The organism is Pseudovibrio flavus (assembly GCF_009711345.1).
GTDB lineage: Bacteria > Pseudomonadota > Alphaproteobacteria > Rhizobiales > Stappiaceae > Pseudovibrio > Pseudovibrio flavus.
Window position 1 is genome coordinate 119079 of sequence record NZ_SMMA01000066.1, and the last position, 21572, is coordinate 140650.

At 52.2% G+C, this 21572-nt stretch carries 18 protein-coding genes; 10 read left to right on the plus strand and 8 right to left on the minus strand.

Annotation, left to right across the window (positions count from 1 at the left end; all coding sequences use genetic code 11):
- Positions 1–15 precede the first annotated feature (15 nt).
- The gene (locus E1162_RS17560; RefSeq protein ID WP_155134100.1) at positions 16–678 is read left to right on the plus strand and encodes an MBL fold metallo-hydrolase; all 663 of its coding nucleotides are present in this window, start codon (positions 16–18) and stop codon (positions 676–678) included.
- Between the two features lie 91 nt (positions 679–769).
- Here the strand turns inward: E1162_RS17560 and E1162_RS17565 are convergent, their stop codons facing one another.
- Positions 770–1753, minus strand: a complete 984-nt coding sequence (locus E1162_RS17565; RefSeq protein WP_155134103.1) for a DUF1402 family protein — start codon at positions 1751–1753, stop codon at positions 770–772.
- Positions 1754–1908: 155 nt separating this feature from the next.
- Positions 1909–2352 carry a septal ring lytic transglycosylase RlpA family protein gene (locus tag E1162_RS17570; RefSeq protein WP_371312028.1) on the minus strand — a complete coding sequence of 148 codons (444 nt, stop codon included), beginning with the start codon at positions 2350–2352 and terminating at the stop codon, positions 1909–1911.
- Positions 2353–2518: 166 nt separating this feature from the next.
- Between E1162_RS17570 and E1162_RS17575 the strand changes: the two genes are divergently transcribed.
- The 4 genes from E1162_RS17575 (at position 2519) to E1162_RS17590 (ending at position 9814) form a co-directional block, all read left to right on the plus strand.
- Entirely contained in the window at positions 2519–3472 is a 954-nt protein-coding gene (locus tag E1162_RS17575; protein WP_155134106.1) for an acetyltransferase domain-containing protein, read from the plus strand.
- 491 nt (positions 3473–3963) lie between these two features.
- Positions 3964–5160, plus strand: coding sequence for an OmpP1/FadL family transporter (locus E1162_RS17580; RefSeq protein ID WP_155134109.1), 1197 nt, complete (start codon positions 3964–3966; stop codon positions 5158–5160).
- A 124-nt stretch (positions 5161–5284) separates the two neighbouring features.
- A complete protein-coding gene (gene uvrB, locus E1162_RS17585; RefSeq protein WP_155134112.1) occupies positions 5285–8068 on the plus strand; it encodes an excinuclease ABC subunit UvrB in 2784 nt (927 codons plus the stop codon).
- Between the two features lie 186 nt (positions 8069–8254).
- On the plus strand, positions 8255–9814 hold the full coding sequence (locus E1162_RS17590) for an MltF family protein (RefSeq protein ID WP_155134115.1): 1560 nt from the start codon (positions 8255–8257) through the stop codon (positions 9812–9814).
- Here the strand turns inward: E1162_RS17590 and E1162_RS17595 are convergent.
- From E1162_RS17595 to E1162_RS17610, 4 genes are all read right to left on the minus strand, one after another.
- On the minus strand, positions 9811–10710 hold the full coding sequence (locus tag E1162_RS17595; RefSeq protein WP_155134118.1) for a DMT family transporter: 900 nt from the start codon (positions 10708–10710) through the stop codon (positions 9811–9813). The genes E1162_RS17590 and E1162_RS17595 overlap by 4 nt on opposite strands.
- Positions 10711–11043: 333 nt before the next feature.
- Positions 11044–11454 (minus strand): DUF3775 domain-containing protein, encoded by a 411-nt coding sequence (locus tag E1162_RS17600; RefSeq protein WP_155134121.1) that lies wholly within the window; start codon positions 11452–11454, stop codon positions 11044–11046.
- Positions 11455–11899: 445 nt separating this feature from the next.
- The gene (locus tag E1162_RS17605; protein ID WP_155134124.1) at positions 11900–12130 is read right to left on the minus strand and encodes a hypothetical protein; all 231 of its coding nucleotides are present in this window, start codon (positions 12128–12130) and stop codon (positions 11900–11902) included.
- Positions 12131–12257: 127 nt separating this feature from the next.
- Positions 12258–12671: a GtrA family protein gene (locus E1162_RS17610; protein ID WP_155134127.1), complete on the minus strand. Its 414-nt coding sequence runs from the start codon at positions 12669–12671 to the stop codon at positions 12258–12260.
- 254 nt (positions 12672–12925) lie between these two features.
- On the opposite strand from E1162_RS17610, the gene E1162_RS17615 reads away from it, so the two are divergent.
- Together E1162_RS17615 and E1162_RS17620 are read left to right on the plus strand one after the other, a co-directional pair.
- Complete coding sequence (locus tag E1162_RS17615) at positions 12926–14125, plus strand: pyridoxal phosphate-dependent aminotransferase (protein WP_155134130.1); 1200 nt, start codon at positions 12926–12928, stop codon at positions 14123–14125.
- A 93-nt stretch (positions 14126–14218) separates the two neighbouring features.
- Positions 14219–14746, plus strand: a complete 528-nt coding sequence (locus tag E1162_RS17620) for a GNAT family N-acetyltransferase (RefSeq protein ID WP_155134133.1) — start codon at positions 14219–14221, stop codon at positions 14744–14746.
- Positions 14747–14819: 73 nt separating this feature from the next.
- On the opposite strand, the gene E1162_RS17625 is transcribed toward E1162_RS17620, so the two are convergent.
- Positions 14820–15551 (minus strand): hypothetical protein, encoded by a 732-nt coding sequence (locus E1162_RS17625; protein ID WP_155134136.1) that lies wholly within the window; start codon positions 15549–15551, stop codon positions 14820–14822.
- Between the two features lie 295 nt (positions 15552–15846).
- Here E1162_RS17625 and E1162_RS17630 point away from each other — a divergent pair, with 295 nt between their 5' ends.
- The 3 genes from E1162_RS17630 to msrP all read left to right on the plus strand — a co-directional run bounded on the left by E1162_RS17630 (position 15847) and on the right by msrP (position 19818).
- On the plus strand, positions 15847–16392 hold the full coding sequence (locus E1162_RS17630) for a DUF992 domain-containing protein (protein ID WP_257099098.1): 546 nt from the start codon (positions 15847–15849) through the stop codon (positions 16390–16392).
- 227 nt (positions 16393–16619) lie between these two features.
- Positions 16620–18671 carry an elongation factor G gene (locus E1162_RS17635; protein WP_155134139.1) on the plus strand — a complete coding sequence of 684 codons (2052 nt, stop codon included), beginning with the start codon at positions 16620–16622 and terminating at the stop codon, positions 18669–18671.
- A gap of 178 nt (positions 18672–18849) precedes the next feature.
- Complete coding sequence (gene msrP, locus E1162_RS17640) at positions 18850–19818, plus strand: protein-methionine-sulfoxide reductase catalytic subunit MsrP (protein WP_155134142.1); 969 nt, start codon at positions 18850–18852, stop codon at positions 19816–19818.
- Between the two features lie 832 nt (positions 19819–20650).
- On the opposite strand, the gene E1162_RS17645 is transcribed toward msrP, so the two are convergent.
- Positions 20651–21544 (minus strand): LysR family transcriptional regulator, encoded by an 894-nt coding sequence (locus E1162_RS17645; RefSeq protein ID WP_155134145.1) that lies wholly within the window; start codon positions 21542–21544, stop codon positions 20651–20653.
- Positions 21545–21572 lie beyond the last annotated feature (28 nt).

Sequence of the window (21572 nt, forward strand, 5' to 3'; positions counted from 1 at the left end):
AAGGGATTGTGGCGTATGAGCCGTAGCGATGAGAGCACCAAGCATGAGTTACAGGTAACTGTCGTTCCTGTAACGCCATTCCAGCAGAACTGTGCGATTTTGTATTCTCCAGTTACAAAGAAGGGCGCGGTAGTTGATCCAGGTGGAGATGCGGACATTATCCTTGAAGCCATTGCAAACAATGGGCTGGAAATTGAGAAAATCCTCATCACACATGGCCATATCGACCATATTGGCGCTGCTGCTGATCTCTCAGAGCGTTTGGGCGTACCTATTATCGGTCCTCATGAAGATGAGAAATCTCTCATTGACGGTGTTGGTAAGCAGGCGAAGCAGTTTGGACTGCCAAACGTTCGCAGTTTCACGCCGGATCAATGGCTGAATGAAGGCGATACTGTTGATGTTGCCGGTGTAGAGTTTCAGGTGCTGCATTGCCCAGGCCACTCTCCAGGTCACGTCGTTTTCTACACTCCAGAGCTGAAGTTTGCCGTAGTTGGTGACGTATTGTTTGCAGGTTCCATTGGTCGTACAGACCTTCCGGGCGGAGACTACGCGACCCTGATTTCCTCCATTAAAGATAAGCTGCTGCCGCTTGGAGACGACATCACGTTCCTGCCGGGCCATGGCTCAGCCTCTACATTCGGTGATGAGCGGAAATCCAATCCGTTTCTAAAGTAAGCAGTCATAAGCAAAAGCAGCGCATTTTTCAGTGCGCTGCCAATTCCAGATCAGTTGTAGGTTGGGCAATTAAGAGTGCGCCGGTCGCGCTCTACTTCAAGACGGCTCGCAACTCTTCCAAACGTTCGTTTGCCAGCCAGCCGTAATAGTTTTCGCTAGGCAGCACTTCTGGCTCTTTCTCCCGCTTCTTCCGCAAAACTTCGGCTCTTTCCCAAGGGTTTCCGAGGTTGTAGAGGGTCGCTGTGATGCCCGGATTTGTCGAGATGTCTATACCTGCGACGGTCTTGTAGGCCTCGATTGCATCTGCAATAACGGCGGCGGAATAATCGATGGAGGTCGCTGGATCCATAACGCGCTTATAGATTTCCATGGCGTTATCTGGAGACAAGGGGCTGAAGCCGCTGATCGTCTCTACCCGATCACTCATCTTAAGCGCAGTTAGGGGCGTAAGCTGGCCAATGCCAAAGCTTTGCCCTGCGAACATTGGGTAGAAGAAAGTACGGTTGAATGGCAGGAGAGGGAACTGCTTTCCATCCACGACCTTGCCCATGAACTCTTCACGCCAGACCTGCTCATAACAGCGCCATTTGCGGCTGCTTTGCTCAAACTGGTTACAGGTGTCGAATTGAGGGCGGGTTACGAACTTGGAAACGTGCTCGTCGTCGAGTTCAAATTCAAGACGAATGCCTGAATACTGAATAGCCTTTAGGTAATAGCTCTGCGCGCTATCGAGGCTGTCATAGTTATAAGTGTGCTCACCCACAATGGCGGCAACGAGGTGTATCGGGTCAAAACCATAACGCTCTGATGCCACGCGAATTCTATTCAGCAGCGTGCGATCGCGTTTCAAGACCCTGAGAATTTTCTGGAATTTCTTTTCGTAGGTCCGCTGGAACGAGCTTGTGCGAACGCGGGAAGCCTCGGGAATTGGAGGCTGTTCCATATTGCGGTTTCCAGTTGGCATAACCTCAAGCGCCATGGCTGGCGCTGTAAGGCATACAGCACTGGAAAGTAGGACTGAACTCAAGAGTTTACGGGCAATCGATAGCCCGAAATGAAAGCCTGAAATTGCCATAGATTGTATGCAGCTCGAATCCGCTAAAAATGGTTCTATTACCTTGCGGAATTAGCTGCTTTCATAGCCTAGACACGGTAGTGATATCAAGCGATCTTGTCGTTTCTTAAATGAAATTATTGAAACTCTTGAAATCCAGTCCCCGAAATTTCCTATTAACTGTCGGCGCAGTTGTAACCGCTCAGTTTATTGGCACCTTTTCCTTTTACGGTCAGCTTAACGTTTGCAACGCCAGCATTCAGGAAGCCAATTTTATCAGCAGCAGCTTTAGTGAGGTCAATAACACGGCCCTTTACGAAGGGTCCGCGGTCGTTAATGCGAACATCAACGGATTTGCCGTTTGCCTTGTTGGTTACAGTTACAACGGTACCAAAAGGCAAAGTGCGGTGCGCGGCCGTCATTGTATATGGGCTTGCGCGTTCACCGCTTGCGGTTTTTGATGTCATTGCGTACCACGAGGCTTTACCGCATTGGGTTGCCACGGGAGATTTTTCTTTAGCCATGGCTTGAGGCATGGCGAGGGGTAGCGTAGCTACGAGGGCCATGCACGCGCCGATAACAGCAAAGCAGGAGCGGCGTGTGCCGGCAGAGCGGTACATCGTTGGCATGTGAACTCCATAGTCGGTTAATTCGCGGCGCAAATAATCCATAAATCGCGGCGGAATCATGGCACTTTCACTATAAATTATTGATATTATTAGTAGATACTACGTATATGTAGCCTCTAGGCTATTGAAGGCAAAAGGTTAAGTGGAAGCTTCAAAAATGCAAAAAAACAGCAGCAAGCGGCATCTGATCTACATAGATATCGCCCGTGGTGTGGCTCTTGTTGCTATGGCCATCTATCATTTTAGTTGGGACTTGTCTTGGTTTCGACTCGTTGATTGGCCTGTTTCCAACGGAAATGGTTGGAGATTATTTGCTCAGCTCATTGCATCCAGTTTTCTTTTTCTTGTCGGCTTTTCTTTAGTTCTCGCTCATGGTGAGGGAATGCGTTGGCGAGCCTTCTGGAAACGCGAAGCGATTATTGTCGCTGCCGCGGCGTTGGTCTCGTTTGTAACGTATTTCAGCTTTGGCGACGGGATGGTTCGTTTCGGCATCTTACATGCGATTGCAGTAACAAGCCTGCTAGCAATTCCGTTTATACGAGCGCCGCTCTGGGTCGCAGTTGTTGCAATAATAGTGATGGGCATAGGCGGGCAGGCTGCCCAGCAGGTTTCGCCAAGTGCTTGGTATGATTGGATTGGGATTGGGCCATCTGCGCGCTCCAGTGTCGATTTTGTGCCTGTCATTCCTTGGTTCGGCGCTGTGATGCTCGGTTTGGTGACTGCAAGGCTTATGAAGGCATCGGATCGTCTCACTATTCTGGCAGGTGGTGCGGGAGCGTCTCTCTGGCAGTCAGGCCTTGCATGGGCTGGGCGGCATTCGCTTCCCATTTACCTTCTGCATCAGCCAATCCTCTTCGGACTGGTTTGGGCATTCGTGCAGACGGGCGTAGTTCTGTCTCCTCAGGAACGTCAGTTCGTGAACGAGTGCACTGCCGTTTGCAGCCAAAGTGCTTCTAAAGAAGTCTGCGAGGCTGTCTGCACTTGTTCATTAGACGGCATAAAGGCCTCCGGAACATGGCAGCGGTATACGAAGGGTGTTCCAGCCTCGGAGCTTAATAATGAGATCCTTGAGGTCTATCGAATGTGCCAGAGACCAGCAGAAAATCGATAGTTTGCGCAGTTTTCCTGAGGGAATCGCTTGGGCTACCTGTGTGATTGTGATGCTGAAAAGTCACACAAACATCAATACTGGGCATTATTTACAATAAGTGCACAATGCAGCTAATTGGCGTGTTTTTCGTCACATTTTTAACTGCTGTTTCATATCGCGTGTAATTTTACGCAAAATTCTTAGTTTTTTTCCCTTTTACCACCCATCCCCCGAGAGCCCCATTTTTTGAAAGGTGCTTTCAAAAAGTGCATAGGTATATTCCGCTATATACCCCTCTTGACCTGTAATATATCCGCCCTAACAATATCTTGGATATTTTATGCGTCGAACATTAAGCGATTGAATTTGCCTCTTTATTCCAACTCGTAAAGAACAGGCAGCCGCTGGTCAGCGTGAAGAGAGATCAGAAGACCCTTCGCCTGAATGATGTTTGACGTGCTTGAGGCATGAAACAGTAGCGTCCAAAGGGGTGACGCGTTGAGGGAGGTCCTATGAAAAAGACGGTATACGCTGCGCCGATTGGCGCCGTACTTGGGGCGATGGCATTGTCCTCCACTGCACTGGCGAGCGGCTGGGATACAACCGGCATCGACGGCATGGCAATCTTGTTCTCCGACAAGAAGTTTGTTGTAGAAGGGCAGGCTGCTTACGTTGACCGAAATGTTGACTATAAAGATGTTCAGGGTATCGCGCCTGGATTGAACGAAGCTTCGAAAGACGCCATTCCAGACATTTGGGTTAACTCTGTAGCGGCGAAAGCGAATGTTTGGGGCAACTTCGATGTATTTGCGGAAGTTCACACCCCTCTTATCATCAGTGAAGATCCAGGAATGGCATGGGGCGGGCGTTATTCGCTTGTGAAAACTGATGCTTCTGCACTCGGTATTGATGGTGTTGTCAGCTACAAGCATCAGTTAAATGAATCCAGCAATATTCGGATCTTTGGTGGTGTTCGGACGGTAAGTCTCGATTTCCTCATGCAGGCAATGTCACCTTTGGCTCCGCCTCCCGCCCTTAACCCCGCCGGTTTGGCGAGCTTTGACCTGAGTTCTGAAGAACGCGGCATCGGTTGGCGCTTGGGTGCGGCCTATGAGATGCCGGAAATCGCTCTTCGTGCAACGTTGATTTACGACAGTGCGACGGATGTTGATCTCGCTGGGGCGCTATCTGTTGATACTCTGGGAGCAGGCCCTAACCCAAGTGATACTCCAATTGCAGCAAGCGTGACCCTTCCACAGTCTGTCGAAGCTCGCGTTCAGAGCGGCTTTGCTCCTGGCTGGATGGCATCGCTCGGCGTGAAGTGGATGGACTGGAGTGTTCTTGACGACCTGACTGTGAACACAGCAGCGGGTACGCCAATGCTTACTCGTCACCTCAACTATAAAGATGGCTGGACAGTAGAAGCGGGTGTTGCTCATCGTCTCAATGACGATTTGGCTCTCGGCGCTAACATTGGCTGGGATCAAGGTATTGGGGATGTTTATTCTGACACATACAGCATCGGCCTTGGCGGTTCCTACGCGCTTTCCGAAAACGTGGACCTTGGTTTTGGCGGTAAAGCTATCTACAAAACCGCACAAGATGGCGAGTACTCCTCTACTAAAGGTGGCACAACTACCACTACAACATACTCCTACGATGCTTCTTGGAACTTTGTCGCTTCTACCAAGCTGACAGTTTCCTTCTAAGGAACGTTTATAGAGACAGAATTAAGCGGGGCTTCGGCTCCGCTTTTTTGTTGGTGCTATCTAATGTCTGGAACGAAGCGGGAACACTCTTTATTTTTGGATGGACTCGGACCATATTGCCTGCATGGCTAAGAAAACGACTTCCTCCGACACTCCGAACCTCGACAATCAAGAGCCAGCCGATCCGCAGGGCTTTGGTGAGGCACCGCAGCCGCCCTTATCTGGTGCGCCGGTGCCTGAGAGCATTTCTTCTTGGTTCGACAGTGTTGAAGAGGAAGACCTTAGCGCTTTGAAGGCGAAGGCAGAGAAGTCTACCGCGAAGCCGGAGAAGAAAGCCGAGAGCAAGGCGACGAAACCCAAGAAGCCTGCGGCCGCCAAGAAAGAGAGCAGTACCCGCTCTGCGCGTGGTACGTCTATTGGTAAGGCATCTTCACCAAGGGATCGCGCAGCGGGCGGGCTTAATCCTGTTGCTGGCCTAGATATGTCCTTGGAAGATGCAGAAGCGATGCTTCAAAAGCATACCAAGGAGAACAAGCGCAAGAAGAAGTCTGATGCGTCTGCGACGATTTCCGGCGCTACCGCTACTGTTCAGGCACTTGCCAATCTTATTGAGCGTGGCCGCGCCGAAGAAGACGGTCAGGAGTGGGTGCCGCACAGGCCAGAGCGTCCGACTAAGTCCGAGGGCGGCGTTCCCATCAAGCTTGTGTCTCAGTACGAGCCAAAGGGGGATCAGCCCTATGCGATTGCTGATCTATGTGAAGGCCTCACAGAGGGCGAGCGTACGCAGGTTCTGCTTGGTGTAACGGGATCCGGTAAAACCTACACTATGGCGCAGGTTATCGCGCAGACGCAGCGTCCGGCGCTTATCCTCGCGCCTAACAAGACACTGGCCGCGCAGCTGTATGGTGAGTTCAAATCGTTCTTTCCTGAGAATGCGGTAGAGTACTTTGTTTCCTACTACGATTATTACCAGCCAGAAGCGTATGTTCCGCGTACGGACACCTTCATCGAGAAGGAAAGCTCCATCAACGAGCAGATTGACCGGATGCGTCACTCGGCAACCCGTGCTCTGCTGGAGCGCGATGATGTTATCATCGTAGCCTCGGTCTCCTGTATTTACGGTATCGGTTCGGTAGAAACCTACACCGCGATGACCTTTGGTCTGGAAGTGGGCGAGCGTATCGACCAGCGCCAGTTCCTCGCAGACCTCGTGGCGCTTCAGTACAAGCGCAACGATGCTGCTTTCCAGCGCGGTACGTTTCGTGTGCGCGGGGATACAGTGGAAGTGTTTCCAGCTCACTATGAAGATCGTGCTTGGCGTATTTCCATGTTCGGGGATGAGGTTGAATCCATCACCGAGTTTGATCCACTTACAGGGAAGAAGTCTGCAGACCTCGGAAACGTGAAATTCTATGCGAATTCGCACTATGTCACGCCGAAGCCGACACTGACCCAGGCGGTGAAATCCATCAAGGCGGAGCTTAAGAAGCGTCTTGAAGAGCTAAATGATCACGGCCGCCTGTTGGAAGCGCAGCGATTGGAGCAGCGCTGTACCTTTGATATAGAGATGATGGAGGCTACAGGGGCTTGCGCGGGTATCGAGAACTACTCCCGTTATCTGACTGGCCGTGCACCGGGTGAGCCGCCGCCAACGCTGTTCGAATACCTGCCGGATAATGCGCTTGTGTTTGCTGATGAAAGTCACGTAACCATTCCGCAGATTGGCGCCATGTACCGAGGCGACTTCCGTCGTAAAGCGACGCTTGCCGAATATGGTTTCCGTCTTCCGTCTTGCATGGACAACCGTCCGCTACGCTTTGAGGAGTGGGACGCAATGCGCCCGCAAACCATCGCGGTATCCGCAACGCCGGGTAAGTGGGAGATGGAAGAAGCTGGCGGTGTGTTTGCCGAACAGGTCATTCGCCCGACGGGTCTTACCGATCCTGATATCGATATTCGTTCTGCCAAAACGCAGGTTGATGATCTTCTGGGTGAGGTGCGTGAAGTGGCCGCTCGCGGTTACCGCACGCTTGTTACCACGCTCACCAAACGCATGGCGGAAGATCTGACAGAATACTTGCACGAGAATGGTGTTCGGGTTCGCTACATGCACTCCGACATTGATACGCTTGAGCGTATCGAGATCATCCGCGATCTGCGTCTAGGCGCTTTCGATGTGCTTATCGGCATTAACTTGCTGCGTGAGGGTCTGGATATCCCAGAGTGCGGGCTGGTGGCTATTCTTGATGCGGATAAAGAAGGCTTCCTGCGTTCTGAAACTTCGTTGATCCAGACGATTGGCCGTGCTGCGCGTAACGTGGATGGCAAGGTTATTCTGTACGCTGATAGAATTACCGGCTCCATGGACCGTGCGATTAAGGAAACCAACCGCCGCCGTGAGAAACAGGAGACGTATAACCTTGAGAACGGCATTACGCCTGAGAGCGTAAAGCGTTCTATCGGCGATATTCTGGAAAGCGTTTACGAGCAGGATCACGTTACTGTTGATGCCGGATTTGCTGAGGAAGGCAGCATGATCGGGCATAACCTCAAGGCTTATATTGAAGACCTTGAAAAACAGATGCGCGAAGCTGCGGCTGATCTGGACTTCGAGACAGCGGCAAGGCTGCGCGATGAGGTCAAGCGTCTTCGGGAAACCGAGCTGGCTATTGCTGATGACCCGTTGGCAAGGCAGTCGTCTGTTGAGGAGAAGAGTGGTGGCTATGCTGGTGACAAGAAATACGGCGCAGCGGCCAACCTGCCTAAGGGCTCCAAAGTGCGCAAGCCTACACTAGACGAGATGGGTCCGGGTACCGATCTTGCAAAACCTGCAGGTGCTTCCCGTAAACCGGCTAAGGGGCGCAGCACTGGCGGCCGTCCGGGAACGCGAACCTTTAGAAAGAGTTAGCTTTGTTTTGCCGGCGCTGCTTACCATAGCGCCGGCAGAAGTTTGTCCCCGAGACTGTACATGGCTATAGTCCTCAGTGAAAAATCGGGTGAGATGCGGTCCGTGTATCGGGCGGCAATCAAATAGCACGCGGGGAGCGTTGCAGCGTGAGGTGGAGTTGCTTGAGAGAAGAGCGAGGCCTTCATCATGCGTCTTCATTGGCTTGTGTTTTCGGCACTAGGATGCCTGCTGTTGCCGTTTTCGGCGATGGCGGAGGTTCCACCAAAAGACAAACCCGAAGCACCCAAATTCGTTGACACGATTAAAGGCCCTACGCCTATTCCTGTTCGGCCGGCGGAAGAAAAGGCCAAAGAGCCGGAGGACGCGCTTTCCAAGGGCGACCTGCTGGTTCAAAAGGCGCTGGAGCCCGCTTTGGGTGATCTGGACAAGATGACCGAGCGCGGCTTTGTGCGAGCTTTGGTGCCATTCTCCCTTTCCGCATTTTACATCGACAAAGGGGAAGAGCGCGGGCTTCAGGCTGATCTTCTTCGCGAGTTTGAGAAACGGCTTAACAAAGGGGTCAAAAAGGAAGCGGATAAAACCCGCGTTCTTATTATTCCCACTCACCCTGATGAGCTATTCGACCGGCTAATCGCTGGGCAGGGTGATGTGATCGTCGCTGGGCTTACGGTGACGGAGGAGCGGGAGGAAGACGTTGATTTCGCCGATCCCATCATCAAAGACGTTCGTGAGGTCATTGCCACCCAGCCAAACGTTGCGGACATCAAGTCGATTGAAGACCTTGAGGGTATGCAGATCTTTGTGCGCAGAGAGAGCAGCTTTTATCCCAGTTTGCTGAAGGTGAATGTCGAGCTTGCCGAGATGGGCTTGGAGCCGGTGACGATTATGCTGGCAGATGACAAGCTGGAGGAGGAGGACCTTTACGAGATGATCGACGTGGGGATGATCCCCGCCATGGTGATTGATGAGCACGTCGGCAAATTCTGGAGCGTTGTCTTCAAGAACGTAAAGCTGCACCACGATCTGGCGATCCGCGAGGGGGCCAGCATCGCGTGGGCGGTACGGCAGAACAGTCCTCAGCTTGAAGAAGAAATCAACGAGTACATGGAGCTGAGCGACCCGAAGACGAGCATCCTGGCTCGCAATATTTTGGCGAGGCATGAGAACCTTGCGCTTCGTCTGGCGAACCCTGAAGCACTCAAGTATCGCAGCCTGCTGACGAAACTTGAGGGGCTCTTCCAGAAGTACGGCGAGAAGTATGATATCGACCCGATGTTGCTAGCAGCGCAGGCGTTTCAGGAGTCCCGTTTCAAACATAAGTCTCGCAGTCATGCCGGAGCTATCGGCATTATGCAGTTGCTGCCATCAACGGCCGCTGACAAGTCGGTCAACATCAAGAACTTCAGAACCCTTGAAGGGAACATTGAAGCCGGCGCGAAGTATCTGCGCTGGGTGGTCGATAACTACTTCAATGATGATGAAATTCCCGATGTAGAGAAAATCTACATGGCTTTGGCCGCATACAACGCTGGTCCCAACCGAGTGGCGCGGGTGCGCAAAAAAGCAGAGAACCCGAACCTGTGGTTCGATAACGTTGAGTGGGAAGTCGCCAAGGTCGCGGGTTTCGAGCCAATCCAGTATGTGAAGAACATCTACCGGTACTATCTGGCGTTTAACCAGATTTTGAACCGTCCGCACAAGCTGGCGCGGATCGACCAGATATCGGCGCTATCTTCCTCTGACTAAAGCGTGTGCTTTGCTTTGCGCTGTTTCAGGTAAAGCGGTCCAAGCTCGGTCAGGAGTACAGCAGTGAAGATGAGGGCGCAGCCAAACAGGCCAATCGGCGGTATGCGCTCTCCCAGCATGATTGCTGCGAAAATGGCAGCGAACGGTGCCTCGGTGGAGAGGAAGATCGCCGCGTCTGACGGTCTGGTCCACTGCTGCGCAATCGCTTGGAGGGTGAACGCAAGGCTGCCGGAAAGCACACCGGCAAACAAAAGCTCCACTGCGGCTGCCTGAATGGCGGCCAGCGATACTTCTTCAAAGATTAGCCCCAGACCCGTGGCGAACACGCCGATAAACAGGAACTGGATTGCAGCAATCGTGATAGGCCGTCCTGTCTCGTGGGCTGCATTACCAAGGTAAATCACCTGCAGCGCCCAGAAGACCGCAGCCACGATCATAAGTGCGTCACCAACGTTAAGGGCGCTAAGGTCTCCGCCACTCAAGAGATAGATGCCAATGAGGGTTAGGAACGCTGCTGGCCAAATGACCCAATCCGGTCTGCCTTTAAAGAAGAACAGCACGAAGAAAGGTGTCAGTACCACATAGGCAGCGGTGAGGAAGCCAGCGTTTGTTACCGAGGTATGGATAATGCCGATCTGCTGCAGTACGTGGCCGAGAAAGAAGCAGACGCTGATAATCAGCAGGGTAGGCCAGTATTTGCGCTCAATCTTGGCCTTCGGCTTTCTGCGCTTTTCCCAAAACACAAAGGGCAGCACTGCGATAAAGGCAAGCAGAAAACGGATGCCGGAGAACTGAAGGGGTCCAATGTCATCCATCGCCGTAGACTGGGCGATAAACGCCATGCCCCAGATTACACCGGCAAGCAAAAGCAGAAGGTTGGCTGTGGCGCGCGACATGGAGTGCTCCGTACGTCTAAATGACTGGCATTTTGGGTAAAATACGTACTAGCAGCAAATGTTGGTCAAGCGTCAATACGCCTAAAAGACAAACCCCAAGAGAATGATGACGGTGCAGATACTTAACGCAGCGCCAGCAATGGGCCACGGGCTCCTGCTTTTTTTGACAATAGGCATGTCTTCATCATCATAGTCTTCTTCGTACACGTTCGTACTCTCCGCACCAAAAGGATTCTTGTTATTGATGGAGCCGGTTTTAAGAGCACGAGCGTACCGTGACACGCATGATGAGGGCAGGCGGGACTTTACTGACGTTTAGCGGGTTTTCGCCGCTCAAAGGTTGAGGGCGTCTAGGCCGTTTTCCAGATGGTCGGCTAAATGCGGGAGCCCGAGCAGGTAGGAAGCAGTGGAACCGGTTGCCCGTTCCTTGGCCTCTAGCAGGGCGACTTCAAAGTCGCTGGCATCAAAATCCCCGCGGCCAATCCACGTTATGGCAACAAGCTCGGCAGCTTCATCGACATTCAGGTCATCAAGAAGTTCGCGCACCTCTTCCGTAGTCAGGTCGTTTACTTCTTCTTCCGCTAGCTTGTCGTGGTGATGGGCATTGCCCAGAGTGACAGGGTCAAAGCTGAAGTCTGGGTCGTGGCCAGCCTCGTAGGTGTCTGGAAGGCTTGAGTTGGCGGCCCGGACTTTTTGTACAATCATCCGAACGGAATCAGCGGATAAGTTGAGATCATTGGTCATCGGACTTCTCGCTGTTGGTTACATCTATTGTTATCCACCGAAGGTGTCAGGACTGCAAGGATGAAACAGTAGTCATCTTTAACAGATGCTCAGTTTACGTGCAGTATTCATACAGCTACGGTAGAATTTTATATTTAAAGTTCAAAGGGGAAGGGGCTGGTCGAATCAGTCTTTCGTCCCACGAATAGTCGTTTGCCGACTTTTTGATCAGTTATTTTCTATCCCCTAGAATTTGATCACTTACAAACAAAGGTACAAATTTTCGGGTTAAGAGCCTTCCGGCCTTGTTATTGCGGCGCAACTAACTATAGGCTCGGCGCTCATCAAAGCAATCACAGGTACTCTTTGCGGTCTATGCGGCGGACCTTGAGTGCCAAGCCGGTGCGTGATCGGGGGGACACGCACCGGCTTTCTTTTCGCAAAACTAGGGAGTTCTTGCGGGAGCTTATTGATCGCGGAGAAACTCCACGATGAAATACTGGAGGGTGGCCACAAGGCCTAAAAAGGCCCCGACGAGGCCGCATAGCAGCAGTGACTGTTTCAGATCAAAACTACCAATGTTTGCCGAAATTGCTGCAGTCAGAGGAAGCAGGCTGACTACCGCATAGAGCAGGACAATATTGGTTTTCTTTGCGGTTGCTTTAGCACGCGCAATGGTTGGTCTGGACTGGGTCACCAAGTTGTGCTCCTCAACGTTAACTGCCACCCCTACGTTGTGGTTGGGGTTTGAGGCAGAAACGTGCCCAGAATGGTCAAATTCCTTGATTAATAATGGCTATCCCAGTTCAAAGTCCAAACATGCGTTAAGATTTGAAGGCAAACAGCTTTGACCCGATAAAGTTGAAGGCGGTTGCACAGACGGTTGCAACGAACAGGGCGATGAAGGGCGAAAGCTCAGGGAAATTGAGCAGCAGGCCACTGTAGATCGCATAGTTGATAAGGGCGCCAACGCCGTTCACTGCAACAAAGCGCAGGAACTCTTCCAGCCGTTTGCCGGATGACTTGAAGGTGAAAATGCGGTTCAGGGCCCAGTTGTTGGTCATTGCTGCCAAAATGGACAGGATGCGAGCGAGAAACGGCCCCATTCCGGTGTAGGCAAGCAAACACGCTAGTACAAGACTATCTACCGCTAATCCGGAGAAACCAACCATACAGAAACGTAGAAACTGGCTTTTCGTAGCACGACGAATCAAGTCTTTGATCGTATTGGCGGTCATTAGCGGTAATCACAATTTGGGTTATATTCTATTTGAGCGCAGGCCCTGCTGCCTCTTAAACAGAGCGTAACAGAAACACAAGGGGAGCTGCGCTTATCGCTTTCGTAAGACTGCGTGCAATCTGGTGTTGCCCTTGGTGAAACAATCAATTTTCAAGAAAAATAAGGCAAAGCGTCTTGCTTTCCCTTTGTGTGCGTCCTAGGGTCCGCCAGCTAAATATCTTCGCAGACAGCGCCGCTTTCATGGAGGGCAAAATGGGCTTTATTGCCGACGCGCTAGCACGTGTAAAACCTTCTGCTACCATTGCAGTAACCAACAAGGCACGTGAACTTAAAGCTGCTGGCCGAGACGTTATCGGTCTTGGTGCAGGTGAGCCGGACTTCGATACCCCAGAAAATATCAAGGCAGCAGCCGTTGCCGCGATCAATGAAGGCAAGACGAAGTACACAGCTGTTGATGGCATTCCAGAACTGAAGCAGGCAATCTGCGCAAAGTTCGAGCGTGACAACGGCCTGAAGTACGAGCCAAGCCAGGTTACCGTTGGTACAGGCGGTAAGCAGGTGCTTTACAATGCGCTTGTTGCGACGATCAATCCGGGCGATGAAGTTCTCATCCCGACCCCTTATTGGGTGTCCTATCCGGATATGGTTCTGCTTGCTGGTGGTGAGCCTGTCATCGTTGAAGCTGACAAGGCGACCTTCAGGATCACACCTGAGGCACTAGAAGCGGCAATCACGCCTAAAACCAAGTGGTTCATCTTCAACTCTCCGTCCAACCCTTCCGGCGCGGCTTATACCCGTGACGAACTGAAGGCGCTGACCGACGTATTGATGAAGCACCCGCATGTTTGGGTGATGACCGACGATATGTACGAACACCTCGTCTATGACGATTTCGAGTTCACTACACCTGCGCAGGTCGAGCCTAAGCTCTATGACCGTACGTTGACCGTGAACGGTGTTTCCAAAGCATACTCCATGACCGGCTGGCGTATCGGTTACGCTGCAGGCCCGCAGGAACTCATCAAGGCAATGGCCAAGGTGCAGTCCCAGTCCACCTCTAACCCAAGCTCCATTTCTCAGTGGGCAGCGGTTGAGGCACTAAACGGTCCGCAGGACTTTATTCCGGTCAACAACGACATGTTCAAAGGTCGCCGTGACCTTGTTGTGTCCATGCTCAACCAGTCAAAGGGCCTGAAGTGCCCAGTGCCTGAAGGCGCGTTCTACGCGTTCCCTTCCTGCGCTGACTGCATTGGTAAAACCGCACCGTCCGGCAAAGTGATCGAGAACGATCTCGACTTCTGTGCTGAGCTTCTTGAAAGCGAAGGCGTTGCAGTGGTTCCTGGTTCTGCATTTGGTCTTGGTCCGAACTTCCGCGTTTCCTACGCGACTTCGACCGAAGCTTTGACCGAAGCATGCACCCGTATCCAGCGTTTCTGCGGAAACCTGAAATAAGCTTTGGGTTCTGCCAAAACTGATATAAGGGAAGCCGCAGCTGCCACGCTGCGGCTTTTCTATTTTTAAGATACAACAATAAGGGAAGGCTATATGGCCGACACATTCATCATTCGTGACGCGAGACCTGAAGACACCGCTGCAATTCTGGGGTTTTACCCGCTTGCGTTTCCTGAAGAGGATCTGGTGCCAGTTGCGCAGGAACTGCTTTCTGGTGGTGACGAGTTTCTCTCGCTGGTCGCGGAAAAGAACGGTGAGGTCGTCGGACATGTCAGCTACAGCCTTTGCGGTGTAGAAGGCGCTGAGAACAGCATCTATCTACTGGCGCCGCTGGCTGTCACTCCAGCCCTTCACAAACAGGGTATCGGCACCGCGCTGATCAAAGAAGGCATCGCCCGCGCTAAAGCTACTGGCTTCAAAAAGATGATGGTCTTTGGTGATCCTGCATACTATGGCCGTACCGGATTTGTGACCGACAGCGCTATTACTACGCCTTGCCCGATCCCAGCAGAATACGAGCCGGGCTGGCAGTCTATCGCGCTCAGTGACGACGCTGAAAGCCTGTCTGGTGTGCTTAAGGTGCCAGCGATCTGGCAGAAGCCATCGCTTTGGGGCGGCTAAGACTTATTGAATTCAGGTAAAATAAAAGGCGCCTCAAACGGGCGCCTTTTTTGTTGCTTGCTTTGCCTACTGTTTAGCGAGGCAGCAGCTCGTCGATGAACAGGTTGTTGTTCACGAAGTCGTTGCGGTTTTCCTGCTTGAGGGTGCGCTGACCGTTGAAGGAGAAGCGTACACCACCCATGATGGATACGTCGTCGGTATCCTGGAAACGGGCGTCTGCGAACAAGGTCATGCCACGGTCGGAATAGGCGTTTGGACGGAATTCCATACCTGCAGCGTAGGTGTTGTTGTCGGCGATATAACGGTAACCTGCGTAAAGACGCATGTTATCTGTGATGTACATGGAGGCAGTAACTGCGCCCATGATTTCGCCGTCATTGTCATCCCACAGTTCGTAACCGATCAAGCCGTCAACGGAGAAGTTGCCGAAGTGCATCTGAGCTTCTGCGCCCAGATAGCCGTACTGGCCGTTGTCACGGTTGATGTGGGAAGCGGAGCCAACCAAGCCGAAGTAGCCGTTGTCTGCCTGACGGAAGCCCATGCGGGCTGTGCCGCCGATGAAGCCGTATTCGGTGGTGCCGCCAGCATTTACGTCGAACTGGGTGGTAAAGCCGGAAGCCATACCCTGAACGAAGTTAGCGTTAGCGATAACCAGACCTTTGCCTTCAAGAGTACCGAAAGCGGCAGCGATACGGGCGTTCGGGCTTGTGTTACCATAGTACTGCGCCTGTGCCAGGTTAGGCAGGGCAGTGGCGACTAGCAATGTTGCAGCGGCAACGGTAAGGGACTGATATTTGCGGACCATCTCGATTCTCATTGGTATTAATTGCCAATAGAATCTCGCGGGATGTTTAACAGAGTCTTGCCACAGTGTTCGTTTGGAGACGTTACAAAGAGGTCTCGATTTTCTTGGTTAATAAACGGTTACTTACGGGGGAATCTCATTAACTCTATGGTTTTAAAGGAAAATTTTATACGTAATTTGAGGTTATCAACTCACCATTTGGTTGACTCTAGGGGAAACCTTTCTTTGACATAAATCTGTGTTTTTGTTCCCGTGGGTTAGACATTGACTTTTCAGTAACCCGAGGAGAACAAAAATGTATAAAAACACAGCCCTCGCAACCGGATTAGCCTTGGTCATGCTTGCAGCTCCGGCTCTTGCAGCACAGCCAGCAAAACCAGCCGCACAGCCAGCAGCACCTGCTGCAACAGCGCAGCCTGCAGCCCCGGCCACCAATGAAAACCGTCCGACCGTTGAAATCGGTACTTTGACCTGCAAGATCGAAGGTGGCTCTACCTTCATCATCGGTTCCAGCCACGCTCTTGGCTGCGATTTCAAAAACGCTAACGGCAAGTCTCAGCCGTACACCGGAAAAATCACCAGCTTTGGCCTTGATATTGGAACTGTGAAATCCGGTACACTCGTATGGGGTGTCTTGGCTCCAGCCGCCAATATGAAGCCCGGAGCTCTTGCCGGTAAATACGCAGGTGTTTCTGCAGGTGCAGCACTTGGCGCAGGCGTACAGGCAAACGTTCTTCTAGGTGGTTTCAACCGCTCTATCGCACTGCAGCCAGTATCTTTGCAGAGCCAGACCGGCATCAACCTGACCGCTGGCGTAACCGGCCTGACACTGGAACGCTAATAGCAAATAGCGGTTAACCCGTTTAAATGCTTAGGTAAAAACAATAAAATCTGCGGCGGACTGTCACACTTTTGACCGCCGCAGTCTTCTTACTTGCAATCCCTGTCCATTTCCTGCGACCATGCTCTTGTTCCTGAAGGGAGAGAGGGAGGTACGCAGTAACACCGCGCCCTTTCAGGAAGGCGTGGTGCGCGTGTCGACCTCAATAACGACACGGAGAAGCGATCATGGGAGATAAACGCTTTGGAGATGCCGTAGGCAGGGTTAGCAGCCCTCGCTGTGTGGCGATCGTAGGGCCTTTTGCTAGCGGAAAGACAACACTGCTTGAAGCTATGCTTGCCCGAGCGGGGGCTATACCGAGACAAGGGAGTGTCACCGGTAAGACGTCTTTAGGAGATAGCTCGAAGGAAGCACGTGAACACGTGATGAGCGTGGAAACCAATATCGCTTCCTGTGATTATAAGGGAGATACCTTCCACTTCATCGACTGCCCGGGTTCAGTCGAATTTCTTTCCGAAGAAAACAACGCACTCGACGGCGTTGATATGGTCATTGTTGTGGCCGAGCCCGACGACAAAAAAATTCCAGCATTGCAGGTCATCTTAAAGGCCGTGGAAGACCGCGGCATACCGCATGCTCTTTTCCTTAACAAAATCGACCGTACGAACCAGCGTGTTCGCGAAACACTGGAGCTTTTGCAAAAAGCCTCTGCTGTACCGCTCGTGCTGCGCCAGATTCCGATCTGGAAGAACGGTATCGCAACCGGCTTTATCGATCTCGCGCTAGAGCGTGCCTTTGTTTATCAGGAAGGGCAGGCCAGCGAGGTTATCGGCATTCCGGATGAAGAAACCAGCCGCGAAGTGGAAGCCCGCTACTCCATGATGGAGCAGCTTGCAGACCTCGATGATGTGCTGATGGAACAGCTTCTTGAAGACATTACTCCAGAGAACGATCTGGTCTTTGAGGATCTCGTCAAAGAAATGCGCAAGGGCGATATCTGCCCTGTGTTTATCGGCAGTGCCGAAAAAGGTAACGGCATCAGACGCCTATGGAAGGCCCTGCGTCACGAAGCTTGTGGCCATGAACAAACTGCAGCCCGCCTTGGTCTGGAAGAGACTGACACCGGTACGCTGGTTGTTCTGAAGACTTTCCATACAGAGCATGGCGGCAAGCTTTCCATGGCTCGCATGCTTTCCGGCAACCTGACCGAGACCTCTCTGGTAACGGATAAGCATGGTGAAGAGTATCGCCCTAGCGGTCTCTTCCGTCTTCAAGGCTCGCAAGCCATCAAGATTTCCGGCGCTAAGGCTGGTGATCTGGTAGGCCTTGGTAAACTTGAGGAAGTGGACACCTGCGATACCCTTGGTATTGGCAAGAAGCCTCGCAGGCAGCTTATTACGCCTGTAGTGCTTGATCCTGTTCTTTCTACTGGCATTCGTGCCAAGGAGAAAAAGGATGATGTGCGCCTAACTGCAGCTCTCACCAAACTAACCGAGGAAGATCCGTCACTGCGGGTTTATCAGGTTCAGGAAACCGGAGAGACGCTTCTTGGCGGGCAGGGTGAAATGCACTTGCGCGTTGCGATAGAGCGCCTTGGCAACAAATACGGCTTGAACGTTGAACGTTACACCCCGGCTGTTCCTTACCGCGAAACCATTCGTGGCAGCACTGAGCTGCGTTCTCGCCATAAGAAACAGAGTGGCGGTCACGGTCAGTTCGGTGATGTGGTGCTCAACATTCGTCCTATGCCTCGCGGTGAAGGGCATATGTTTGACGACACGATTACCGGCGGCGTGGTGCCTAAGCAGTACATTCCGTCCGTTGGTGAGGGCGTATCAGAGGCATTGACGAAGGGACCGCTCGGCTTCCCTGTCGTGGATGTTGCTGTGACCCTGAAGGACGGCTCCTATCACTCTGTTGACAGCTCCGACCAAGCATTCCGCATGGCCGCTATCATGGGCGTTCGTGATGGTCTACCGCAGTGTAATCCGGTTCTTCTTGAGCCGATTGCCCGCTGCTCCATCTACTGCCCATCTGATGCGACAGCGAAAATCAACGCCATTATCTCGTCCCGCAGAGGTCAGATACTTGGTTTTGATGCTCGCGAAGGCTGGGACGGATGGGATGAGGTGCAAGCCCTCATTCCTGAAAGTGAAGTGACCGACCTTATCGTTGAGCTTCGCTCTGCAACAGCCGGTGTGGGCAGCTACACCAAGACCTTCGACCATCTGGCCGAGCTTTCCGGCAAAGTTGCTGACCAGATTGTTCAGCAGCAATAAAGCGAAGGTCGCAAGTTAGTTAAGAACCGAGAGCCCCGCATAACCCTAGGGTTTGCGGGGTTTTCTATGTGCTTTTAAAGTCACGGCCAACCCATGCACGGGTTGATCACTTCAGCTTGACTTGCAGTTGAAGTGTAGCTGCCAATACTTATGCTGAGAGAATGCAGGAGGATTGGCCATGAACATTATTCACCCCAAAAGCTGGCATATTCCAGAGCGTGAAGTGACCCCTGAGGCGATCTTCATGAATAGGCGCGCTCTTGTGAAGTCCATGGGCTTTCTTGGTTTGGGGGCGGTGGCTGCCGGCGCTTTGCCACGCTCTGTTCTGGCGCAAGAAGCTGACCCGACTGCTAACCTTTACCCTGCACAGCGTGATGACCGGTTTACGGTGAGCCGCGCTCTGACGCCTGAAAAGGACGCCTCCACCTACAACAATTTCTACGAATTCGGTTCGCACAAACGTATTTCCGATGCAGCCCAAGCGCTTAAAATCCGCCCGTGGTCCATTACGATTGATGGTGAGGTCGATAACCCGCAAGTCATTGAATTCGATGATCTGGTCCGCAAGATGCAGCTTGAGGAGCGGGTCTATCGCCATCGCTGTGTTGAGGCGTGGGCTATGACTGTACCATGGACAGGCTTTGCGCTGTCTGACCTTGTAAAGATGGCTGGGCCTAAGGCTGGTGCGAAATTCATTCGTTTCGAGACATTCGAAGACCCTGATGTGGCCAGCGGTCAGCGCCAGTTCTGGTATCCGTGGCCTTACACTGAAGGCTTGACCATTGATGAGGCGACGAACGAGCTGGCCTTCATGGTAACGGGTATCTATGGCAAGCCATTACCGAAACAGTTTGGAGCCCCGCTGCGCCTTGCCGTGCCGTGGAAGTATGGGTTCAAGTCTATCAAATCAATTGTGAAGATCAGTTTTGTTTCCGAGCAGCCAAAAACTTTCTGGCAGACTATTGCGCCATCGGAATATGGCTTCTGGGCGAATGTGAACCCTAATGTGCCTCATCCGCGTTGGTCGCAGGAGACGGAGCAGTTGCTGGGCACAAACGAGCGTGTGCCAACGCGTCTGTTCAATGGCTATGAGGAGCAGGTCGCAGGGCTATACCCAGACCTCAAAGAAAAGTCTCTCTACCTGTAGGCGGCCAGTGTCGCCTACTGATCCAACAACGAGACGATGAAGCTAGCGTTGTCCGTCAGGAATGTGCTGTTGGTGATGGCGTGTGATAGTTCGCCGTAAATTGTAAAAACTGCGCAAAGAGTAAGTATTACTGCCGTCCTCTTGACTTCAAACATATTGAGGCCCTCTGGCTAACTAACTGAATACAATGAACTGGGAGGCGGCCTATGGCTGCCTCAATTTCCGAAAGCTAGGTAATTGTATCAGTGTTGCTGGTAGGCCTCGTCTGGCAGTTTTGGTCCAGCAGTTTTGGCCCCTTTTTATTGTTGGGGCCTTTCTTTGGGTTCGCGCGCCTGTTGCGGGGCTTTAGGCGTTATTGCGCAGCGCGAAAAGCTATCTGACCTACCGCTCAAAAAACGTGCACTTCCAGTTGCGGGAAATTGAAGCCTTTTCTTTCCTGCCAAAAGCGTTCTCCATACATATGCATATGGCGCGCCAAGACCCTCAACGCTAAGAGCGTGGGACGTAGGATTATCGGCAGGTGTGAGGAATTCCCGTTTAATTACAGGACTATAAAGAAAAGTGCCGGGCTTGTGGCCCGGCTAGTCTAAATTTGATTGAAAACAGTAAAGTGTATCAATCACCTTCCAGAGGGGAACAGTTGACCAGATCACAGCGCCGCGGGGAGGAGAGATTGCGGTGCCGTTTTGATCAACAGCAGTTGTATATATGCAGTGCAAATTGCGCGTTTCAATATGACAATTGTGCAATGCAGATATGCGTGTAGGGTATAGCAGATGATTTTTTGGCGGGATGAGACATGCTGACGCACTTGGGAAAAATAATTATATTTCTAAATCAAGGCCTTAAGTGATTTTACTAGATGATCAAAAACTAGGCGGTAGCGACGGGTGGTCTTCAAATCACGGTGTGTAACCAGCCAAATGGGGTAGCGAATAGATGTGAACTCTTCCAGAACGCGGGTCACTTGGGGTTCAGAATCACCCAGAAGCTTCGTCATGACACCGATGCCTGCCCCATTTTTGATCATCTGCCATTGAATGAGATGGCTGGCGCTGAGTACCTTGAAGCTCTCCCTCGTAACTGGAAGGCCAAAGTCGTTTAGGCCCTTGAGCAGTATCTCCACATTGTCGAAGCCGATCATGGTTGCTTGTTGCAGATCTTCCGGTGTTTGCGGCGTGCCCGCTCGCTGTAGATAGGCTGGGGAGGCGTAGAGATACGCTTCATCCTCGCCAATGTTGCGGGCAATGAGTTCTGGATCGCTCGGGCGAGCATTGCGAATGGCAATATCGGCCTCACGCTTGCGGATATCGCTAAGCGCATTGGAAGCGATAATCTCGAATTCCATATTCGGATAGGATTCTCGCAGGCTCTTGATGATCGGCGGTAGGAGGTGGAAGGCATAAACCTCGCTGGCGGAGATGGTTACCTTTCCGTCCAAGGTTTCCGTTGTACCTGCTGCGCTGATTGAGAAACGGGCAGCAGCTTCTGCCATTTGCTTGAGGTGACCCAGCAGCTCTTGTCCGGCGGGTGTAAGCTGAAGCTTGTTGCCGATGCGGGCAAATAGCGTGACGCCCAACTCTTCTTCCAGCGCGGTGACTTGCCTTCCCAGCGTAGGCTGGGTGAGGCCAAGCGCTCTGCTTGCAGCTGATAGCGAGCCTTGCTCTGCTGTTACATAGAAGGCGCGGGCGTGGTTCCAGTCGAAGCCGATGTTTTTCCATTCCATGCATATATGCATAACATGCGTGCTATAT

What these genes read in the sequence shown, in the direction of transcription:
- E1162_RS17580 (WP_155134109.1), top strand. Translation starts at nt 3,964, where the DNA reads ATGAAAAAGACGGTATACGCTGCGCCGATTGGCGCCGTACTTGGGGCG.
- E1162_RS17560 (WP_155134100.1), top strand. Translation starts at nt 16, where the DNA reads ATGAGCCGTAGCGATGAGAGCACCAAGCATGAGTTACAGGTAACTGTC.
- E1162_RS17635 (WP_155134139.1), top strand. Translation starts at nt 16,620, where the DNA reads ATGGGAGATAAACGCTTTGGAGATGCCGTAGGCAGGGTTAGCAGCCCT.
- E1162_RS17590 (WP_155134115.1), top strand. Translation starts at nt 8,255, where the DNA reads ATGCGTCTTCATTGGCTTGTGTTTTCGGCACTAGGATGCCTGCTGTTG.
- E1162_RS17600 (WP_155134121.1), bottom strand. Translation starts at nt 11,454, where the DNA reads ATGACCAATGATCTCAACTTATCCGCTGATTCCGTTCGGATGATTGTA.
- uvrB (WP_155134112.1), top strand. Translation starts at nt 5,285, where the DNA reads ATGGCTAAGAAAACGACTTCCTCCGACACTCCGAACCTCGACAATCAA.
- E1162_RS17565 (WP_155134103.1), bottom strand. Translation starts at nt 1,753, where the DNA reads ATGGCAATTTCAGGCTTTCATTTCGGGCTATCGATTGCCCGTAAACTC.
- E1162_RS17595 (WP_155134118.1), bottom strand. Translation starts at nt 10,710, where the DNA reads ATGTCGCGCGCCACAGCCAACCTTCTGCTTTTGCTTGCCGGTGTAATC.
- E1162_RS17615 (WP_155134130.1), top strand. Translation starts at nt 12,926, where the DNA reads ATGGGCTTTATTGCCGACGCGCTAGCACGTGTAAAACCTTCTGCTACC.
- E1162_RS17575 (WP_155134106.1), top strand. Translation starts at nt 2,519, where the DNA reads ATGCAAAAAAACAGCAGCAAGCGGCATCTGATCTACATAGATATCGCC.
- E1162_RS17570 (WP_371312028.1), bottom strand. Translation starts at nt 2,352, where the DNA reads ATGTACCGCTCTGCCGGCACACGCCGCTCCTGCTTTGCTGTTATCGGC.
- E1162_RS17610 (WP_155134127.1), bottom strand. Translation starts at nt 12,671, where the DNA reads ATGACCGCCAATACGATCAAAGACTTGATTCGTCGTGCTACGAAAAGC.
- E1162_RS17625 (WP_155134136.1), bottom strand. Translation starts at nt 15,551, where the DNA reads ATGGTCCGCAAATATCAGTCCCTTACCGTTGCCGCTGCAACATTGCTA.
- E1162_RS17620 (WP_155134133.1), top strand. Translation starts at nt 14,219, where the DNA reads ATGGCCGACACATTCATCATTCGTGACGCGAGACCTGAAGACACCGCT.
- E1162_RS17630 (WP_257099098.1), top strand. Translation starts at nt 15,847, where the DNA reads ATGTATAAAAACACAGCCCTCGCAACCGGATTAGCCTTGGTCATGCTT.
- E1162_RS17645 (WP_155134145.1), bottom strand. Translation starts at nt 21,544, where the DNA reads ATGGAATGGAAAAACATCGGCTTCGACTGGAACCACGCCCGCGCCTTC.
- msrP (WP_155134142.1), top strand. Translation starts at nt 18,850, where the DNA reads ATGAACATTATTCACCCCAAAAGCTGGCATATTCCAGAGCGTGAAGTG.